Annotated in this window: 16 protein-coding genes; 7 read left to right on the top strand and 9 right to left on the bottom strand. The window is 53.9% G+C overall.

From position 1 onward, the window contains the following. Nucleotides 1–18 precede the first annotated feature (18 nt). The 3 genes from atoD to HVZ37_RS01660 are packed head-to-tail and all read left to right on the top strand — an operon-like array spanning nt 19 to nt 2,509. A complete protein-coding gene (gene atoD / locus HVZ37_RS01670) occupies nt 19–675 on the top strand; it encodes an acetate CoA-transferase subunit alpha (RefSeq protein ID WP_181628054.1) in 657 nt (218 codons plus the stop codon). Continuing rightward, nucleotides 675–1,334, top strand: coding sequence for a 3-oxoacid CoA-transferase subunit B (locus HVZ37_RS01665; protein ID WP_042998445.1), 660 nt, complete (start codon nt 675–677; stop codon nt 1,332–1,334). The genes atoD and HVZ37_RS01665 overlap by 1 nt, the downstream gene beginning before the upstream one ends. Continuing rightward, the gene (locus HVZ37_RS01660) at nt 1,331–2,509 is read left to right on the top strand and encodes an acetyl-CoA C-acetyltransferase (RefSeq protein WP_181628053.1); all 1,179 of its coding nucleotides are present in this window, start codon (nt 1,331–1,333) and stop codon (nt 2,507–2,509) included. Before HVZ37_RS01665 ends, HVZ37_RS01660 begins: the two co-directional genes overlap by 4 nt. 46 nt (nt 2,510–2,555) lie before the next feature. Here the strand turns inward: HVZ37_RS01660 and HVZ37_RS01655 are convergent, their stop codons facing one another. From HVZ37_RS01655 to glpE, 3 genes are all read right to left on the bottom strand, one after another. Next, a complete protein-coding gene (locus HVZ37_RS01655) occupies nt 2,556–3,314 on the bottom strand; it encodes a DeoR/GlpR family transcriptional regulator (protein ID WP_044253528.1) in 759 nt (252 codons plus the stop codon). Between the two features lie 15 nt (nt 3,315–3,329). Beyond that, nucleotides 3,330–4,160 (bottom strand): rhomboid family intramembrane serine protease GlpG, encoded by an 831-nt coding sequence (gene glpG / locus HVZ37_RS01650; RefSeq protein ID WP_042998448.1) that lies wholly within the window; start codon nt 4,158–4,160, stop codon nt 3,330–3,332. A gap of 74 nt (nt 4,161–4,234) precedes the next feature. Continuing rightward, nucleotides 4,235–4,567, bottom strand: coding sequence for a thiosulfate sulfurtransferase GlpE (glpE, locus tag HVZ37_RS01645; protein ID WP_109739767.1), 333 nt, complete (start codon nt 4,565–4,567; stop codon nt 4,235–4,237). Between the two features lie 197 nt (nt 4,568–4,764). On the opposite strand from glpE, the gene glpD reads away from it, so the two are divergent. The 4 genes from glpD to HVZ37_RS01625 all read left to right on the top strand — a co-directional run bounded on the left by glpD (nt 4,765) and on the right by HVZ37_RS01625 (nt 10,684). Next, nucleotides 4,765–6,273: a glycerol-3-phosphate dehydrogenase gene (glpD, locus tag HVZ37_RS01640; protein ID WP_044253534.1), complete on the top strand. Its 1,509-nt coding sequence runs from the start codon at nt 4,765–4,767 to the stop codon at nt 6,271–6,273. Nucleotides 6,274–6,681: 408 nt separating this feature from the next. Next, nucleotides 6,682–8,013, top strand: a complete 1,332-nt coding sequence (locus HVZ37_RS01635) for an MFS transporter (RefSeq protein WP_058587463.1) — start codon at nt 6,682–6,684, stop codon at nt 8,011–8,013. After that, on the top strand, nt 8,010–9,725 hold the full coding sequence (locus tag HVZ37_RS01630) for a dihydroxy-acid dehydratase (protein ID WP_058587462.1): 1,716 nt from the start codon (nt 8,010–8,012) through the stop codon (nt 9,723–9,725). Before HVZ37_RS01635 ends, HVZ37_RS01630 begins: the two co-directional genes overlap by 4 nt. 53 nt (nt 9,726–9,778) lie before the next feature. Further along, nucleotides 9,779–10,684: a dihydrodipicolinate synthase family protein gene (locus HVZ37_RS01625; RefSeq protein ID WP_181628454.1), complete on the top strand. Its 906-nt coding sequence runs from the start codon at nt 9,779–9,781 to the stop codon at nt 10,682–10,684. 49 nt (nt 10,685–10,733) lie between these two features. Here the strand turns inward: HVZ37_RS01625 and HVZ37_RS01620 are convergent, their stop codons facing one another. The 6 genes from HVZ37_RS01620 to glgB all read right to left on the bottom strand — a co-directional run bounded on the left by HVZ37_RS01620 (nt 10,734) and on the right by glgB (nt 20,987). After that, on the bottom strand, nt 10,734–11,489 hold the full coding sequence (locus HVZ37_RS01620; RefSeq protein ID WP_042998453.1) for an IclR family transcriptional regulator: 756 nt from the start codon (nt 11,487–11,489) through the stop codon (nt 10,734–10,736). A 128-nt stretch (nt 11,490–11,617) separates the two neighbouring features. After that, entirely contained in the window at nt 11,618–14,065 is a 2,448-nt protein-coding gene (gene glgP / locus HVZ37_RS01615; protein ID WP_042998454.1) for a glycogen phosphorylase, read from the bottom strand. A 19-nt stretch (nt 14,066–14,084) separates the two neighbouring features. Next, a complete protein-coding gene (gene glgA / locus HVZ37_RS01610; RefSeq protein ID WP_042322968.1) occupies nt 14,085–15,518 on the bottom strand; it encodes a glycogen synthase GlgA in 1,434 nt (477 codons plus the stop codon). A 2-nt stretch (nt 15,519–15,520) separates the two neighbouring features. Next, nucleotides 15,521–16,813: a glucose-1-phosphate adenylyltransferase gene (gene glgC / locus HVZ37_RS01605; protein ID WP_042998455.1), complete on the bottom strand. Its 1,293-nt coding sequence runs from the start codon at nt 16,811–16,813 to the stop codon at nt 15,521–15,523. Nucleotides 16,814–16,830: 17 nt separating this feature from the next. Continuing rightward, entirely contained in the window at nt 16,831–18,804 is a 1,974-nt protein-coding gene (gene glgX / locus HVZ37_RS01600) for a glycogen debranching protein GlgX (RefSeq protein WP_090050260.1), read from the bottom strand. Next, on the bottom strand, nt 18,801–20,987 hold the full coding sequence (gene glgB / locus HVZ37_RS01595; protein WP_042998457.1) for a 1,4-alpha-glucan branching enzyme: 2,187 nt from the start codon (nt 20,985–20,987) through the stop codon (nt 18,801–18,803). The genes glgX and glgB overlap by 4 nt, the downstream gene beginning before the upstream one ends. Nucleotides 20,988–21,058: the final 71 nt, after the last annotated feature.

Below are 21,058 nucleotides of genomic sequence, written 5' to 3'. Positions count from 1 at the left end.
AACAGCAAGTACACCTTTATGCAAAACAAAAGAATAACGGCGGACAAATTCCGCGAACTATTACATGACGGCATGAGCATTATGTTTGGCGGCTTTATGGGCGTCGGAACGCCGGAATATCTGGTGGCTGAAATTATGCGCTCCGGTGTAAAAGCGTTGACGCTCATCGGCAATGACACCGCTTTTGTCGATAAAGGCATTGGTCCGCTGATTTCTAATGGCCAGGTCAAAAAAGTGATCGCCTCTCATATTGGTACCAACCCGGAAACCGGTAAGAAGATGATTTCCGGAGAGCTCGATGTTCAGTTAGTGCCGCAAGGGACGCTCGCCGAGCAAATCCGCGCTGGCGGCGCCGGGCTGGGGGGATTCCTTACGCAAACCGGGCTGGGCACGGTGGTGGAAGAAAATAAACAAACGCTACTGGTCAACGGTGAGAAATGGCTGCTGGAACAACCTCTGCGCGCCGACCTCGCCATTCTTCTCGCCAGTCATGCCGATGAGGCTGGCAATCTCACCTATGACCTGACCGCCCGAAACTTCAACCCGGTAATGGCGCTGGCCGCCGATGTGGTTGTGGCCGAAACCCGCGACATCGGCGCGCTGGGAAGCATTCCTCCCGTACACGTCATCACCCCGGGTGCGCTGGTGGATTATCTGTTCGTGGAGGCCCAGTGATGAATGCAAAAGAACGTATTGCGCGCCGCGTGGCGCAGGAATTACACGATGGCGACGTCGTCAATCTGGGCATTGGCCTGCCAACGCAGGTCGCGAACTACCTGGCCGAGGATATTCAGGTCACGTTGCAGTCAGAAAATGGTTTTCTTGGCCTCGGCCCGCTGGACGAGGTGAATGCCAGCCTCGTCAATGCAGGCGGTCAGCCTTGCGGCATGATCCCTGGTGCGGCGATGTTCGACAGTTGCTTCTCTTTCGCCCTTATTCGCGGGGGACATGTTGATGTCTGCGTGCTCGGCGGTTTGCAGGTCGATGAACACGGAAACCTCGCTAACTGGATGGTTCCGGGCAAAATGGTGCCCGGTATGGGCGGGGCGATGGACCTCGTGGCAGGAGCGAAAAAAGTCATTATTGCGATGGAGCACTGTGCAAAAAATGGCGAACCGAAGCTGTTACATCAGTGCAGTTATCCCTTAACGGCGGTCGGCAAGGTCAGCAAAGTCATCACCGAACTCGCCGTATTTAGCTTTGTGAACGGCGAAATGATCCTTGATGAAATCAGCGACACCATCACGCTTGATGAACTTCGTGCTCGCACGGAAGCGAACTTCCAACTTTGTGCACACCTGAAAACATTGCAGCCTGCGGGGACTCTGGCATGAACGACTCGATTGTGATTGTGAGTGCGAAACGCACCCCTATCGGTAAATTTGCTGGCAGCCTGGCTGACGTCCCGGCGGTAATGCTGGGCGCGATCTGTGTCCGGGCAAACCTGCTGGACCTTCCGTCAGATATCAACATTAACGAAGTGATCCTCGGCAACGTGTTGCAGGCCGGATTAGGGCAAAACCCGGCTCACCAGGTGACGCATCACGCAGGCCTGGCGGAGAGCGTTCCGTCATTCACGGTTAATAAAGTCTGCGGTTCCGGCCTGAAAACCGTTGTGCTGGGGGCGCAGTCCATTCTGAGTGGTGATAATCAGACCTGTATTGTCGGCGGGATGGAAAACATGAGCGCCGCTCCCTACCTGCTGGCCCGTGCGCGCCAGGGATACCGTATGGGCAACGGTGAGCTGACAGACGTGATGATCCACGACGGTCTCTGGTGCGCCTTCAATGATTACCACATGGGGGTCACAGCAGAAAACATTGCCAGGCACTATCATTTAAGCCGTGAAGAGCAGGACCAGGTAGCGCTGGCATCGCAGCAAAAAGCGATAGCCGCGATTAACGCCGGTTATTTCAGACAGGAAATCGTACCGGTGGCCCTGAAGCGTAAAAAAGAGGTCTGCCTGTTTGATACCGATGAGTTTCCACGTCCACAGACCGATGCCAGTTCGCTGGCGAAACTGCGTCCGGCCTTTGAAAGTACGGGGACAGTCACTGCAGGCAATGCCTCCGGCATCAATGATGCGGCGGCGACGCTGGTCCTGATGTCAGAACGCGCTGCGCGTGCGCATGGGATTACGCCGTTGGCGCGCCTGAAGAGCTGGGCTTCGGCTGGGGTGGATGCCAGTATGATGGGACTTGGGCCAATTCCAGCGACAAAACGGGCGCTGGAAAAAGCCAAAATGACCGTCAGCGATCTGGATTTAATCGAAGCCAACGAAGCCTTTGCCGCACAGTATCTGGGGGTTGCTCGCGAACTCAATTTCCCGGAAGAGAAAGTGAACGTCAATGGCGGCGCGATCGCGCTGGGGCATCCAATTGGCGCAAGCGGCGCACGGATTCTGGTAACGCTGGTTCACGCGTTGCAGCAGCGCAATAAAACCACCGGGCTGGCAACGCTGTGTATCGGCGGTGGTCAGGGGATCGCCGTGATTGTTGAACGTCTGTAAGCGTGTCGTCTGCATGTCCCCGGCACACCGGGGACATGCAGTACCTTTAGCACAGTTCCAGTTGAATATGGTTATCGGTGATCACCTTCATTACCCCTGCTGGTGGCAGAGCATCGGTATATACCGCATCCACCAGACTGATACTGCCCATATTCACCATCGCATTACGGCCAAACTTCGAATGATCCGTCACCAGTATGACGTGGCGGGAATTCTCAATAATTGCGCGCTTGGTACGCACCTCGTGATAGTCGAATTCCAGCAGCGAGCCGTCACTGTCGATGCCGCTGATCCCCAGAATGCCGAAGTCCAGGCGGAACTGAGAAATAAAGTCGAGCGTCGCTTCGCCAATAATACCGCCGTCCCGACTGCGAAGTTCACCACCCGCGAGAATAATGCGAAAATCCTCTTTTACCATCAGCGTGTTCGCCACGTTGAGGTTGTTGGTCACAATACGTAAATTGCTGTGGTCGAGTAGCGCGTACGCCACCGCCTCGGGCGTGGTCCCGATATCAATAAACAGCGTTGAACCGTTAGGGATCTGCGAGGCAACTTTACGCGCAATACGCTCTTTTTCCGCCGTCTGCGTGGCTTTACGATCGTGCCACGGTGTGTTGACGGAACTGGACGGTAGCGCCGCGCCACCGTGATGACGCAGAATCATGTTTTGATCGGCCAGGTCATTGAGATCCCGGCGAATCGTTTGTGGGCTAACGGAGAAATGCTCCACCAGCTCTTCAGTACTGACGTATCCCTGTTTTTTTACCAGCTCAATGATTGCATCATGTCGTTGTGTTTGTTTCATTGTTATTCCCTGGAACTATGTTCGTTTTCGCGCATTTAACGTATCCGCGAACGCCATTGCCAACCCAACTGCCAGCCCGGCGATATGTGCGCCATTGGCCATCGACATCCCAAACAAATCAAACCATCCGGCGACGATCCAAATCAGCGCGAAAATAATCAGCCCGCGCTGCAGGTAGATTCCGCTTTGCGGATCGCGCTCGCCACGCAGCCAGACGTAACCCATCAGCGCATAAACGACGCCGGAAAGCCCGCCGAACCACGGGCCGCTAAACTTATGCTGCACATATCCGCTCAGTAGGGCGCTGATGACCGTAATCACTATCAGTTTGCCGCTGCCTAAACGTTTTTCAACCGCACCGCCAAGATACCACCACCACAGCAGGTTGAAGAGGATATGCATCAGCGAAAAGTGCATGAAGGCGTGAGTGAAGTAGCGCCAGACGTCAAACTGTAATGATGGGTCAAACGGCCAGGCCAGCCACACCATTACGGTTTGATCGCCAACGATATTCATGACGATAAATACCAGAATACAGGCCGCCATAATCAGCCAGGTGACCGGGCCGGCACGCTCACGCAGTGTGGCAATAAACGGGAAGCGGCGATAACGCAGCCCACTACCAGTATGACCGGACTGCCAGCTGGCCGCGAGATAGCGCGGATCGCCAGGGTTCTCCATAAAACGCGCCAGCTCAGCATGCACACGTTCGGCCTGCGTTTCATCCGCCAGCCAGACATCGCTTTGATGATGTTGTTGAATGGTCAGGATAACGCCCTGCGTCGCCATGTAATCAACAAAGGCCTGTGCCACGCGGGGGTTAGCAAAAGAGGTAATCATCAACATGGTTGCTGTCGCTTAATCCATACAAAAGAGGACAGTATATATACCCTTCTTATTTCAAGCTGCATCTTTGTTGGCTACAAAGACGAACCGTATGCCACTTCGGCAGGGAAATGGCGATGCCAGGCGTCAAATCCGCCGTCTACGCTGTAGACCGCGTCATAGCCTTGCTGAAGCAAATATTGCGCCGCGCCTTTGCTGCTGTTGCCGTGGTAGCACATGACCAAAACCGCCGTATCGAAATCGTGATCGCGCATAAACGAGCCCAGCGTGTCGTTCGTCAGGTGAAATGCCTGGGGAGCATGCCCCATCGCATAACTTTGTGGATCGCGGATATCCACCAGTACCGCCGCGCCCTGATGCAGCTTCTGGTGCGCTTCTTCAACATTAATACATTCAAACTGATCCATACATTCTCTTCTTTATCGTGCAGGTGAAACGTTTTCGGCATTTTATCCGTTAGTGTACGTCCCCATGGGAGTGAAACGCCATAATGTTATATGTATCACTGTAAATTGTTTATTCGATGTTACCAATGGAGCGTTTCTTTGCTATTATGCTCGATAACGAACATTTATGAGCCATAACGAAAGCGCACGAGGGCAGCATGGAAACCAAAGATCTGATTGTGATAGGGGGAGGCATCAACGGTGCCGGTATCGCGGCAGATGCCGCTGGACGCGGTTTATCCGTGCTGATGCTGGAAGCGCAAGATCTTGCGTGCGCAACCTCCTCTGCCAGTTCTAAACTCATCCACGGTGGCTTGCGCTACCTGGAACACTACGAATTCCGGCTGGTGAGCGAAGCGCTGGCTGAACGCGAAGTGCTGCTGAAAATGGCCCCACATATTGCCTTCCCAATGCGCTTTCGCCTGCCGCATCGCCCTCACCTGCGTCCGGCATGGATGATTCGTATTGGTCTGTTTATGTACGATCATTTAGGTAAACGCACCAGCTTACCGGGTTCTGCCGGTTTGCGTTTTGGCGCAGAGTCGGTACTGAAACCGGAAATTGTGCGCGGTTTCGAATATTCCGACTGCTGGGTCGACGATGCGCGTCTGGTGCTGGCCAATGCCCAGATGGTGGTGCGAAAAGGTGGGGAAGTGTTAACCCGCACTCGTGCAACCTCTGCGCGTCGCGAAAACGGTCTGTGGATCGTCGAAGCCGAAGATATCGATACCGGTAAGACATTCACCTGGCAGGCGCGTGGGCTGGTCAACGCCACGGGTCCGTGGGTGAAAGAATTTTTCGACGAAGGTATGCATCTGCCTTCGCCATACGGTATTCGCCTGATCAAAGGCAGCCACATCGTGGTGCCGCGCGTCCATACCCAGAAACAAGCCTACATTCTGCAAAACGAAGATAAACGCATTGTGTTTGTTATTCCGTGGATGGATGAGTTCTCCATCATCGGCACCACCGACGTCGAGTACAAAGGCGATCCGAAAGCGGTAAAAATCGACGAAAGCGAAATCAATTACCTGTTGAAAGTCTATAACGCGCACTTTAAGAAACAGCTTGGTCGTGACGATATCGTCTGGACCTATTCCGGTGTGCGCCCGCTGTGCGACGACGAGTCGGATTCACCACAGGCCATCACCCGCGATTACACGCTGGATATTCATGATGAAAATGGCAAAGCGCCGCTGCTTTCTGTCTTCGGCGGTAAACTGACCACCTACCGTAAGCTCGCCGAGCACGCGATGGAGAAACTGTCGTCGTACTATCAGGGCATTGGCCCGGCATGGACCAAAGACTGCGTGCTGCCAGGCGGTGAAATCGGTGGCGATCGCGAAGACTACGCGGCGAGACTGCGCCGTCGTTATCCGTTCCTGACAGAATCGCTGGCGCGCCATTACTCACGCACCTACGGAAGCAACACAGAGTGGATTCTCGGCGAAGCCACCTCTGTCGCGGATTTAGGCGAAGATTTCGGCCATGAGTTCTACGAAGCAGAGCTGAAATATCTGGTAGACCACGAATGGGTTCGCCGTGCAGACGATGCGCTGTGGCGTCGTACCAAAGAAGGGATGTGGCTCAACGCCGAACAGCAGTCCCGCATGACCCAGTGGCTGGCGGAGTACGTCGCGAAACATCAGCTTTCACTGGCATCGTAATCTCCTCACGCCCGATAGCAACACGCTATCGGGCGTTTTTATGTTTCCCTCTACAACACAACGCGCACTGCGGTAACGAAACACATACTTCCCCGTCCCTGAAATCCTCAAAAAACACCGCCATTCCCCGTATGGAATACGTTGCCTGTTCGCGTGTGCATTCTTCTTCCGGCGAAAATCGATAACGGAATCAGCCAGTCAGCCGTTCCCCTTTGTTTTCAACCCTCTTTTTTTCGTGCCAGAACACTTTCCGGTGAGTGTTGCAGCAGGATATGAAGCAAATCACAAAATATAACCTTGCTGAGAATATGGAATTGACGCTCAAAATTTATCCCCTCATAGTATCTGCATACAGAACAATAGTTCTATATACAGAACAAACTACCTCTACTATTAAGGGATGCGCTAATGAGCATTGAACTCGATAAACCGACTACGCGAGGGCGCTGGCTGCACATCATTCCAGCTACCATCCTCGTTTATATCGTGGCTTACATGGACAGGACGAACATCGCAATTGGGATTGCGGGAGGAATGGACGAAGACCTGGGGATGACCGCCTCGTTTGCCGGTCTGGTCGCCGGTATTTTCTTTATTGGTTATATCTTCTTGCAAATTCCCGGCGGTCAAATTGCGGAACGATACAGTGCCAAGAAATTAATTGCCTGGACCATCGTCGCATGGGGCGGGTTCGCGCTACTGACAGGCTTCGTCCAGACTCCAACCCAATTGCTGATTATCCGCTTTGTCCTTGGCGTCGCTGAGGGTGCGGTCTATCCCGCTATTCTGGCGCTGATCGGTCACTGGTTCCCCAATGAAGAACGCGCAAGAGCGATTGCCTATTTCCAGATGAACCTTGCCGTGGCCTCAATCATCACCGGGCCGCTTTCCGGCTGGCTGATCGAAACCTATGGCTGGCGAGAAATGTTCATCATCGAAGGCTTACTTTCTCTCGGCCTGCTGTTCGTCTGGCTGCCTTTGGTTTCTGACCATCCTCATCAGGCCAAATGGCTGGATCCTAAAGAGCGCGCCTGGATCGAACAGAAACTGCAGGCCGATCGCGCACTGACGATCGCAGATGAGACAAGCAGCATTCGCAATGTTCTGAGCAGCATTAACTTATGGAAACTGATCGGTATCTATTTCTTCGTGCAGGTTGGTTTCTACGGCTTCGCCCTCTGGATGCCAAACCTGATTAAACACCTGACCGGCAGCGGAATGACTATCGTCGGCTTACTGACTGCGGCACCGTACATTTTGTGCATCGTCGGTCAGTACTACATTGCCAAATGGTGCGACAAAACCATGAATCGCCGCCTCTATACGGCAATTCCGTTGCTGGGCTTTGCCGCCTGTCTCGCACTCTCCCTGCTGTTGAAAGATAACATCTGGCTGGCGTACGGCATGATGGTCATCTGCGGCTTCTTCCTGCAGGCCTATGCGGGACCGTTCTGGACATTACCGCCATTACTCTTCGCTCCCAACGTGCTGGGCGGCGTACGCGGCACCATCAACGCATTAGGCAACATTGGCGGTTTTATTGGTCCTTATCTGGTGGGCCTGTTAACCGTCACATTCTCACAAACGGCGGGGATGACGGTGCTGGTTGCCGCGCTCCTCATCGCCGTCGCGCTGCTGTTCAGTTTACCTTCGGTTACTGCCCGTCCTGCAGGCAGTAGCAACCCTCATCATGCATCGGCGCCTGAGACGTCACTCAAACAAGAAGGAATCGCCAAATGAGTCAGAAATGCCAACACGCCCGTGACCTGTGGTCACAACTGGACGCCCTGCGTCTGGGGATGAATTACACCAAAGAAGATGTCAATAAACTGCAGGTTCTGGTGGATGACTGCTATGGCGAAAGTCATCCCGGTAGCTTTCATCTTAATCATCTGGGCGATGAAGCCGTCTTAGGCATTCACGAAAGCGGCGGTCGTGCCGTTCGTCACCACGTGACCGATATTTGTGATGGCTGGGGTCAGGGTCATGACGGGATGAACTATATCTTAGCCTCCCGTGAGGCTATCGCGAACATGGTCGAAATTCATGCTTCCGTCGTGCCATACGATGCCGGTATCTTGATCTCCAGTTGTGATAAATCGATCCCGGCGCATCTGATCGCCGCTGCGCGCCTGAATCTACCGATGCTGCATATCCCCGGCGGCTCAATGCGTCCGGCACCGAATATGAGCACGTCCGATCTCGGTGGTATTACCGCCAAACTCAAGAAAGGCGAGATAGCCATCCAGCAGGTGGAAGCCATGCAGCAGTGCGGTTGCCCGACAGCAGGCGCGTGCCAATTTATGGGCACCGCCAGCACGATGCAGTGCATGTCTGAAGCGCTCGGTCTTGCCTTACCGGGAAGCGCATTGCTGCCCTCAACACTGGCGGAAATTCGCCGCATCGCGCGAAACGCCGGTCATCAGGCGTTATACCTGGCAGAGAAAAATATCACGACGCATAAAATCCTCACGCCTGCCGCCTTTGAAAACGCCATTAAGGTCCATGCCGCCATCGGTGGCAGCACCAACGCCATGATCCATCTCCCGGCGATAGCCCATGAACTGGGTTGGGAACTGAAACCTGAGTTGTTTGACCAGATAAACAATGAGATCCCTTACCTCACCAACATTCAACCCAGCGGTCAGTATGTGACTGAAATGATGTGGTTCGCGGGCGGCGTGCCGATGGTGCAATGGTATCTTCGCGACTATCTGGATCTGGATGTCCTGACGGTGACTGGCCGGACGCTGGGGGAAAACCTGGAAATGCTCCATCAGTCCGGTTTCTTTACCCGCAACCACGGTTATCTGAGTAATTATCGGGTCAGCCCGGAAGAGGTGATTCGTAAGCCGGAAAACGCCACCAAGAAAGGGTCGATTGCCGTGTTAAAAGGTAATATCGCACCAGAAGGCGCAGTCATTAAATATGCCGCCTGCGCGCCAGATATGCACCACCATACCGGCCCTGCGCGCGTTTTCAATTCGGAAGAGGATGCCCAACAAGCCATTATTCATAACCACATCGAACCGGGTGATGTCATTTTTATCCGTTATGAAGGGGCTAAAGGTTCGGGAGCACCGGAGATGCTCATGACCACAGACGCGATTGTTTACGACAAACGTCTTGATGGCAAAGTCGCCCTGATTACCGATGGTCGTTTCTCCGGCGCAACCAGCGGCCCTTGCGTCGGCCATGTTTCACCGGAAGCCGCCGATGGCGGTCCCATTGCGCTTGTCGAAGACGGCGACCTCATCGAAATGGACGTCAAGGGGCGCAAGCTCAACATTGTGGGTATTCACGGTGAGTACAAAACAGAAGAAGAAATTCAGCACTGTCTTGAACGCCGTCGGACAAACTGGACAAAACCGGATTATTCAAATCGACGCGGCGTCTTTAAGCAATTTACGACCAACGCAACCTCATTAATGGCGGGAGCCTGGATTAAATAACGTCCCTGGTGGGCGGCATTATCGCCAGCCCACCTGCTTTTAAGGATAAAATCATTATGCAAACTGAAAAATTCAACGGTGTCTTTCCGCCTGTTCCGACCATTGTTAATGCTCAGGGGAAATTAGATAAGAAAGGGATGTCGACCTTACTTGACCATCTTATTGCGAACGAGGTTAACGGCGTATTATTACTTGGCAGCGGCGGTGAGTTCTGCCATATGACAAAAGAGCAGCGTCTGGAAGCCGCTGAGTTTTGCGTTCAACATATCAATCATCGAATTCCGGTGTTGTTAGGGATCAGCAGTACCAGCACGCAAGACGTCATTGATTACGGTCGGCATGCTGACAGTCTGGAAGTCGATGCCGTACTGGTCCTCAATCCTTATTATGCACGACTGACCGATGAGTATATTTATCACCATTTCAAAACTGTCGCCGAAAGTATCAACACGCCGGTTATTCTCTATAACTTTCCGGCGCTTACCGGCCAGGATCTCAGCATTGATTTAATTACCCGGTTGGCACATGACATTCCCAATATCATTGGCATTAAAGATACCGTGGATAACATTAGCCATATTCGCGAAATCATCAATACCGTACGACCGATTCGCCCTGATTTTGTTATTTTCTCTGGTTACGATGAATATATGATGGACACGTTGATCCTGGGAGGAAATGGCGGGATCCCTGCAACTGCTAACTTTGCTCCGCAGTTAACCTGTGGAATTTATCGTGCCTGGCGCGAAAAAGAATATGAGACCTTGTTTCGCCTGCAACGTCGACTGTCTGCGTTATCAACAATTTACAGTCTGGATACGCCTTTCTTCGGGATTATCAAAAAAGCCATTCAACTCAGTGGCATTGATATCTCGGTTGAGGTCATGCCGCCAGTGCAACCGGCAAGTGAGGCACATATCACCTGCCTGAAAAAGGTTCTACAGCGCGCCGGGTTGTAACTCTCATCAGCGGGCTTAGCGCCCGCCTTTTCATTTAGCAGCGAAAAGACTAGCGCAACATCGACGACAGGCGACGACTGGCATCCATCATCTGCATGGCAAGCGTTTCTCGTTTGTCATCCGGGATCTGGAACGCGACGCCTGACACACTCAAGGCCGCCACCACCTTCCCTTCGGCATTAAATATGGGCACCGCGATACAACGGACGCCTAAAGAATCTTCTTCGTTATCATAGCCCCAACCGCGCTGACGGATCCCGGCTAATTCCTGCTTGAGGATATCCACATCGGTAATCGTCGTTTCGGTATAGCGCGTCAGAACCTGATCGGGCGGCAGCAACTCATCCAGCTCTTCCGAATTAAGCCAGGCAATCAGCACTTTCCCCAGACCAGAACTGTGCAGCGAAAGGCGCTTGCCCTCCCAACTACGGATCACAATTGCCTGTGGGCTTTCCAGCTTGAGAAGATAAATAGGAGAGTCGCCTTCAAGTACGCCAAGATGACAGGTTAAACCCGTCGCATTACGAATTTCTTCCAGTACGGGCAGCGCTATTTTTTTAATATCGTACTGTTCAGCGGCTTTATTCCCTAATTCGTAGAGCCGTAACCCAAGATAATATTTGTCTTTTTCCTGACGCAATAAGCCATGCGCAACCATGCCCGTCAGTAAAGAGGAGGTACTGCTTTTTGCGATTCCTGAATTTTGATGAATTTGCGTGAACGTCGCGCCATCGCATTCCATCAGATAAGCGAAGACGCGCATAATTTTGTCGAGGGCAGGAATCGATGTTGTGATTTTTTTCATATACTTATCAATTAATTATAATTAATTCCTCGGACACTATACACCAGCAGACGGTTATTATTCCATATCAATGCGCAATCACCGCGCACAAAAAAGGAGCCCGAAGGCTCCTTTTTTAACATGACGACTTACAACCGTACCGGATCAATATGCCAGATGTGGTCAGCATACTCCTGGATGGTCCTGTCAGAGGAGAAGTAGCCCATGTTGGCGATATTGAGCATCGCTTTGGCGGTCCACTCTTCCGGACGTCCGTACAGGTCGTCCACCTTGTCCTGACAATCGACATAGCTGCGGTAGTCCGCCAGTACCTGATAGTGATCGCCGAAGTTGATCAGCGAATCCACCAGATCACGATAACGCCCAGGCTCTTCCGGGCTGAACATGCCGCTGCCGATTTGGGTCAGCACCTGATGCAGTTCCTCATCTTTATCGTAATATTCACGCGGTTTATAGCCCTGCCTGCGCAGTTCTTCGACCTCTTCTGCCGTGTTACCAAAGATAAAGATGTTCTCTTCGCCAACGTGTTCCAGCATCTCCACGTTCGCCCCGTCCAGCGTACCAATAGTCAACGCGCCGTTGAGTGCGAACTTCATGTTGCTGGTGCCGGAGGCTTCGGTCCCCGCCAGCGAAATCTGCTCAGACAGATCTGCCGCCGGAATGATCAGCTGTGCCAGGCTCACGCTGTAGTTGGGGATAAACACCACTTTCAGCTTATCGCCAATCTGCGGATCGTTATTGATGACTTTCGCGACGTCATTAATCAGGTGAATGATGTGCTTCGCCATGTAATAGGCCGATGCGGCCTTACCGGCAAAAATATTCACCCGCGGCACCCACTGCGCATCAGGATTAGCCTTGATTCGGTTGTAGCGCGTAATCACGTGCAGCACATTCATTAACTGACGCTTGTACTCATGAATGCGCTTGATCTGGACATCAAACAGCGATTTCGGATTCACCACCACGTTGAGTTGCTGCGCGATATAGTTTGCCAGCCGCTTTTTGTTTTCCAGCTTCGCCTGACGTACCGCATGATTGACCAGCGGGAAATCGCAGTGCTGTTCAAGTTCATGCAGTTGGCTCAGATCGGTACGCCATGTACGGCCAATGTTCTCGTCCAGAACGCCGGAAAGCGACGGGTTTGCCAACGCCAACCAGCGGCGCGGCGTCACACCATTCGTCACGTTGCAGAAACGGGTCGGGAAAATGGTCGCAAAATCCGCGAACAGCGACTGCACCATCAGGTTAGAGTGCAACTCGGAAACACCATTCACCTTATGACTCACCACCACCGCCAGCCACGCCATACGTACGCGGCGACCGTTGGACTCGTCAATGATCGACGCGCGTCCCAGCAGACCGGTATCGTTCGGATACTGCTCCTGCAACGTTTTCAGGAAGTAGTCGTTAATTTCAAAGATGATCTGCAGATGGCGCGGCAGGATTTTGCCCAGCATATCCACCGGCCAGGTTTCCAGTGCTTCGCTCATCAGCGTGTGGTTGGTGTAGGAAAAAACCTGGCAGCACACTTCAAACGCGTCGTCCCAGGTGAACTGATGTTCGTCAATCAGCAGACGCATCAGCTCCGGGATCGACAGCACCGGGTGCGTGTCATTCAGGTGAATGGCAATCTTATCCGCGAGGTTGTCGTAGGTTTTGTGCAACTGATAGTGACGGCTCAGGATATCCTGCACCGTTGCCGAAACCAGGAAATACTCCTGACGCAGACGCAGTTCGCGTCCGGAATAGGTGGAGTCATCCGGATACAGCACGCGCGACACGTTCTCGGAGTGGTTTTTATCTTCCACAGCGGCGAAGTAATCGCCCTGGTTGAATTTACCGAGGTTAATTTCGCTACTGGCCTGCGCATTCCACAGACGCAGCGTGTTGGTGGCGTCAGTGTCATAACCGGGGATAATCTGGTCGTAGGCGACCGCGAGGATCTCTTCGGTTTCAAGCCAGCGTGTTTTCTTGCCTTCCTGCTGAATACGTCCGCCAAAGCGAACTTTGTACCGCGTGTTATGGCGTTTGAATTCCCACGGGTTACCATATTCCAGCCAGTAATCAGGAGACTCTTTCTGTCGCCCATCGACGATGTTCTGCTTGAACATCCCGTAGTCGTAGCGGATACCATAGCCACGCCCCGGCAGCCCTAAGGTTGCCAGCGAATCCAGGAAACAGGCAGCCAGCCGCCCGAGACCGCCGTTACCGAGACCCGGGTCGTTTTCTTCATCGATGAGTTCTTCAAGATCTAATCCCATCGCTTCCAGAGCGCCCTGGACATCGTCATAAATCCCCAACGATAACAGCGCATTGGAAAGGGTACGTCCAATCAGAAATTCCATCGACAGGTAATAAACCTGGCGGGTTTCCTGGGACAGTTGGGCTCGGTTAGAACGCAGCCAGCGCTCCACAAGACGATCGCGCACCGCAAACAGCGTCGCGTTCAGCCATTCATGCTTATTGGCAATAACCGGGTCTTTACCAATCGTGAACATCAGCTTGTAAGCGATAGAGTGCTTAAGCGCTTCTACGCTCAGCGTCGGCGATGCATAGGTAAATGGAGCATTCATAATGATGATTCCTGAATATCTATTTCAAGCGATAGTAAAGCTCGCGGTATGACTTCGCCGCGACTTGCCAGCTAAAATCCATCGCCATCGCTTGCCGTTGCACAAACCGCCAGAGCGAAGGTCGAGACCACAGCACGAAAGCGCGCCGGATAGCCCGTAGCAGGGACCAGGCGTTGCTGTCCTCAAACACAAACCCGCTGGCGATGCCATCGGCAAGGTTTTCCAGCGAGCTGTCGGACACCGTATCTGCCAGTCCACCGGTACGCCGTACCAGCGGCAACGTACCGTACTTCAGCCCGTAGAGTTGCGTTAAGCCGCACGGTTCAAAGCGGCTCGGTACCAGAATGACGTCCGCGCCGCCCATGATGCGGTGCGAAAACGCTTCGTGATAGCCAATCTGCACACCGACCTGACCGGGATATTCGGCAGCGGCGGCAAGGAAACCTTCCTGCAACACCGGATCGCCCGCCCCCAGCAGCGCGAGTTGTCCGCCCTGCTCCAGCAGGCCCGGCAACGCCTCCAGCACCAGGTCCAGCCCCTTCTGGCTGGTCAGGCGACTGACGACGGCAAACAGCGGAACCTTGTCATTGACCTTCAGTCCCATTGCTATCTGCAACTGGCGTTTGTTTTCCGCCTTCTCTTCCAGCGAATCCCGCGTATAGCGCGACGCCAGCAAGAGATCCGTCTCTGGACTCCAGATTTTCTCATCTACCCCGTTCAGAACGCCAGAAAGCCGCCCTTCACGATGGCGCTGTTGCAGCAACCCTTCCATACCGTAGGCAAACTGCGGCTCGGTGATCTCCCGCGCGTAGGTCGGGCTGACCGCCGTGATGTGGTCGGCGTAGTACAGACCGGCCTTCAGGAATGAAATCTGACCGTTAAACTCCAGCCCATGCATGTTAAAGAACGACCATGGCAGTTGGATGTCATTCATGTGCTGTGCATAAAACATGCCCTGATACGCCAGGTTGTGCACGGTAAACACCGATTTCGCCGGACGTCCGCGCGCGGCCAGATACGCAGGTGCCAGGCCAGCATGCCAGTCGTGCGCATGCACCACATCCGGGCGCCAGAATGGATCAAGCCCACAGGCCATTTCACATCCTACCCATCCCAGCAGCGCAAAACGCAGTACGTTATCGGTGTAGGCAAACAGGTTCGTATCGTGATACGGACTCCCCGGACGATCGTAAAGATGCGGGGCATCAATCAGGTAAATCCCCACACCGTTGTAATGACCAAACAGCAGACTAATCCTGCCCGCGAATGTGTCGCGACGGCTGACTACTTGCGCATCCGTGATGCCCCGACGAATGTCGGGAAACGCGGGCAGCAAAACGCGGGCATCAACACCATCCGCGATTTGCGCCGCCGGCAACGCGCCAATCACATCTGCCAGACCACCTGTTTTCAACAGGGGAAACATCTCCGAACATACATGTAAAACCTGCATTCTCACTCCTGTTTGACCTGCAGTTTGCGCAGCATTTCGCGCGTCACCAGCACAATGCCTTCCTCGGAGCGGTAGAAGCGACGGGCATCTTCTTCCGCATTTTCGCCAATCACCATGCCTTCAGGGATAACGCAGGCGCGATCGATAATGCAGCGGCGCAAGCGACATGAGCGGCCAACCCAGACTTCAGGTAACAACACTGCCGAATCAATATTACAGAATGAATTCACCCGCACGCGCGGGAACAGAACGGACTGCACTACGACGGAACCGGAAATAATACAGCCGCCCGAAACCAGTGAGTTCAGCGTCATGCCGTGGCTTCCCGAGCGGTCCTGCACAAATTTCGCCGGCGGTAGCGATTCCATGTGGGTGCGAATCGGCCAGTTCTGATCGTACATATCCAGTTCCGGGGTCACGGATGCCAGATCGAGGTTTGCTTTCCAGTAGGCTTCCAGCGTTCCGACGTCACGCCAGTACGGCTCGGACTCAGGATCCGACTGAACGCAGGACAACGGGAAAGGATGTGCATAAGCCATGCCAGCTTTGGTGACTGTCGGAATAATATCTTTGCCGAAGTCATGGCTTGAACCTTCGTCGCTGTCATCCTTTTCCAGCAACTCATAAAGGTAATCAGCATCAAAAATGTAGATCCCCATGCTTGCGAGCGATTTCGTGGCATCGCCTGGCATGGCGGGTGGGTTCGCCGGTTTTTCCACGAACTCAATAATCTTATCGTTTTCATCGACCGCCATTACGCCGAACGCGCTGGCCTCTTCGATCGGCACCGGCATACAGGCGACGGTGCAGCGCGCGCCTTTCTCGACGTGGTCGATCAGCATGCGGGAGTAATCTTGCTTATAGATATGGTCACCCGCCAGGATCACCACATATTCCGCCTTATAGCGACGTATGATATCCAGGTTCTGCGTCACCGCATCCGCCGTGCCGCGATACCAGTTTTCGCCCTGCATTCTTTGTTGAGCAGGCAGCAAATCGACAAACTCATTCATCTCCTCGCTGAAGAACGACCAACCACGCTGAATATGCTGTACCAGAGTGTGAGATTGATATTGCGTGATGACGCCAATACGGCGGATCCCGGAGTTAAGACAGTTGGATAACGCAAAATCAATAATGCGAAACTTACCACCAAAGTGAACGGCCGGTTTTGCACGTTTGTTGGTTAAATCTTTCAGACGAGTGCCACGTCCGCCCGCCAGAATCAGGGCAACCGATTTCAACGGCAACTGGCGCGCCAACATTAAACGATCATTCTTCTCTAAACTCACCATGACTAACTCCTTTTTGATCATCTCTGGAACACACACAGTCCGTGCGCAGGTCCCGGCCAGACAGCCGTAATTACCGGATTATCCTCTCCGGCAAACGGGGGAACAGCGCGCCATTCCCCTTCAGGTAAAACAATTTCAGCAGTATCAAGCGCAGCATTGATGGCAATAAGAAAACGATCCGACAGCAGGATTTGCATCTGCATTGGCCCGTTTTGCCATTCATCCGCACTCAGTGGTTGCGCGTAGCGATTAAGCCAGCGCACGTTGCCATCTCCCTCTTCCCACCAGTAGTCTCCCACCAGCGCCGGGATTTGCTGGCGCAGTTTGATTAATGCGGCGGTAAAATCGATTAATCCCCCGCTCGCCTGCGACCAGTCCAGCCAGGTCAACGCATTGTCCTGGCAATAGGCGTTGTTGTTGCCATGCTGACTGTGTCCGTGTTCATCACCGGCCAGCAACATGGGCGTTCCCTGAGAAAGTAAAAGCGTCGTCAGCAACGCATGAATGCTGTCGCGGCGACGTTCGACGACCTCCAGAGTGCCGCCTAATCCTTCTTTACCATGATTATTGCTATGGTTATTGTCGGTTCCGTCCCGATTTTCCTCTCCGTTTGCCTCATTGTGTTTCTGATTGAAACAAACGCAGTCTCTGAGCGTAAAACCGTCATGCGCGGTGACCAGATTGACGGAAGCGGAAGGTTTGCGTCCATCGCGCTTAAACACGTCGCTGGAGGCCGCAAAACGCCCGGCAAACTCGCCGAGCGACACATTGCGCTGTAGCCAGAAGCGGCGTGACGCATCGCGAAAATGATCGTTCCACTCCGCGAACGGCGCAGGGAAATTCCCCACCTGATACCCACCGGCCCCGATATCCCAGGGTTCAGCGATAAGCTTAACGCCGGACAGCACCGGGCACTGTTTGATGGCGGTAAACAATGGTGCATCCTGGCTAAACGCCGGCGTACGCCCCATCACCGATGCCAGATCAAAACGAAAACCATCGACATGGCAGGTTTCAACCCAGTAACGCAGGCATTCAAGGGCATACTCCACCACGCAAGGATGGCTGAGATTGAGCGTGTTACCGCAACCGGTCCAGTTGTGATAATCACCATCCTCTCTGATCCAATAATAGCTACGGTTGTCGATTCCGCGCAGGGAGATGAGCGGCCCGTCCCGATCCAGCTCAGCGCTGTGGTTGAGTACAATGTCGAGAATGACCTCAATGCCGGCTTTGTGCAGCGCCTTAACAGCATCGCGAAATTCATCCAGTGCCGTCTCTGGCGAGCAGGCATAGGCTGGATGCAGTGCAAACAGCGCGACGGGGTTGTAGCCCCAATAGTTCGACAACCCCAGCCGTTGTAAACGCGGTTCACTGGCGAAATGCGCCACGGGCAACAATTCCAGCGCGGTAATCCCCAAATGCTTCAGATAATCGATCATCACCGGATGACCAAGCGCGTGGTACGTGCCGCGAATCTCTGCCGGGATTTGCGGATGCAGGTAGGTTAAACCTTTGACATGTGCCTCATAGATGACGGTATTGCCCCACGGCGTGCGCGGCGGGGCATCGTCTTCCCAGTCATAGCGATCGACGGTCACCACGCACTTCGGCGCAATGGCGACGTTATCGCGATGATCCGGCTGGTCATAACCCGCATGCATCAGCGGGTCATCTTTCAGGTCGCCCTCTACGCGACGCGCGCAGGGATCAATCAGCAGCTTAGCCGGATTAAACCAGTGACCCTGCGCTGGCTGCCACGGCCCATGCACGCGGTAGCCATAACGCAGACCGGGACGGGCGTCGGCCAGATAGCCGTGCCAGACATCTCCGGTGCGCGCTGGCAGGTCGTAGCGCTGCTCATTGCCCGACGCGTCAAACACACACAGCTCAACGCGCTCGGCATGGGCGGAAAAGAGCGTGAAATTCACGCCATGTCCGTCATACGTTGCGCCATGCGGTGTGGCGTTACCGGCAACCAGTTGCGTCATTCCGCCTCCCGAACCAGCCAGATTGTCGACAGCGGCGGCAGCGTCAGACTCAGGGATTGCGGGCGTCCGTGGCTGGAAATCTCATCGGTATGGACCGCCCCGCCGTTCCCGGCATTGCTGCCGTGGTAGTGCATCGAGTCAGTATTGAGAATTTCGCGCCATTTACCCGGCTGATTGACGCCAAAGCGGTAATCGTGACGCGGCACCGGCGTGAAGTTGCTGGCGACGATAATTTCGTTCCCGACCTTATCGCGACGGACAAAAATCAGTACTGAACGTTCTTTATCATCGACAACCAGCCATTCGAAGCCGTAAGGGTCAAAGTCGAGCTCATGTAACGCTTTGTGGTGACGATAGGTCAGGTTGAGGTCGCGCACCAGACGCTGCACACCGTGGTGCCAGTTGTCGCCGCCTTCCAGCAAATGCCAGTCAAGGCTGGCGTCATGGTTCCACTCGCGCCCCTGAGCGAATTCGTTGCCCATAAACAGCAGTTTTTTACCCGGGAAGGCCCACATCCAGCCATAGTAAGCGCGCAGGTTGGCAAATTTCTGCCACGCGTCGCCCGGCATGCGGTCGAGAATCGATTTCTTACCGTGGACCACTTCGTCATGCGACAACGGCAGAACGAAGTTTTCGGTATAGTTGTAGAGCATGCCGAAGGTCAGCTTATCGTGATGATATTGACGATAAACCGGATCCAGCTTCATGTAATCGAGGGTGTCGTGCATCCAACCAAGGTTCCACTTGTACCAGAAACCCAGACCGCCCATATCCTGCGGTCGGGAGACGCCCGCGAAATCCGTCGACTCTTCCGCCATGCTCACCGCCCCCGGCACCTGCTCACCGAGAATGCGGTTGGTATTGCGTAAAAACTCAATCGCTTCCAGGTTTTCGCGGCCGCCGAATTCATTCGGGATCCACTCGCCCTCTTTGCGACTGTAATCGCGATAAATCATCGACGCCACGGCATCCACGCGCAGGGCGTCAATACCAAAGCGTTCAATCCAGTACAGGGCGTTGCCTACCAGATAGTTACTGACTTCACGACGACCGTAGTTGTAGATCAGCGTGTTCCAGTCCTGGTGATACCCTTCGCGCGGGTCGCTATGCTCGTACAGTTTGGTGCCATCGAACTCCGCGAGAGCAAAATCATCCGACGGAAAATGGCCCGGCACCCAGTCAAGGATGACGTTCAAGCCCGCCTGATGCGCGGCGTTCACGAAATAACGGAAATCATCGCGCGTGCCAAAACGACGCGTTGGCGCATAAAGTCCCGTTGGCTGATAACCCCAACTGCCGTCAAACGGATGCTCATTCACCGGCAGCAGTTCGAGATGGGTAAAGCCCATCCATTTCACGTACGGGATGAGCTGGTCAGCCAGCTCGCGATAGCTCAGCCAGAAGTTGTTGTCGGTATGGCGACGCCATGAACCCAGATGGACTTCATAGATGGAGATTGGCGCGTCAAACTGGTTCGCTTTTTTGCGCGCCTCGGTCTGTTCCACTTTTTCGGGCAGACCGCAAATGAGCGAGGCCGTTTCCGGACGCATCTGTGCTTCAAAGGCGTAAGGGTCGGCTTTCACCCGCAGATTACCGTTGGCGTCGATCATCTCATATTTGTAGAGCTGACCATGCTGTGCGCCGGGGATAAACAGTTCCCAGATGCCGCTTTCTTTGCGCAGACGCATCGGGTGACGGCGACCATCCCAGAAGTTAAATTGTCCGACTACGGAAACGCGGCGCGCATTCGGCGCCCAGACGGAGAAACGGGTACCCGTGACGCCATCCATGGTGTCCGCATGCGCCCCCAGCGTTTCATACGGACGCAAATGGGTGCCTTCCGACAGCAGCCAGGCATCCATATCCTGAATAAGAGGACCAAAACGGTAGGGATCATCAATCAGATTTTGCTGGCCGTGCCAGACAACAGCGAGCTGGTAACGAAAAGGATTTTTACGGCGAGGTAATACACCGCTGAAAAAACCGCGTGAGTCGAGGCAGTCCAGTTTGCCGACTTTGCGCCCGGTTTTAGGTTCGATCACCCACACTTCAGTGGCGTCAGGTAAAAGCGCGCGGACTTCGAGTCCGGCTGAGGTCTGGTGCATACCGAGTACGGAAAAAGGATCCGCAAAATGGCCTGCGATTAGCGCATTAATCACGTCTCTATCGATACGATCGGACATGGTTTTCATCCTGTTTTTTGGTGTCACTCCTCCAACTGATTTTCGACATCAGTCAGCGACACTTTTTTTGA

It is taken from the genome of Citrobacter sp. RHB35-C17 (assembly GCF_013816795.1).
In the GTDB taxonomy this organism is placed as follows: domain Bacteria; phylum Pseudomonadota; class Gammaproteobacteria; order Enterobacterales; family Enterobacteriaceae; genus Citrobacter_A; species Citrobacter_A amalonaticus.
The sequence above is the reverse complement of the archived record's forward strand: the minus strand, read 5'-3'. Positions and strand labels throughout refer to the sequence as shown.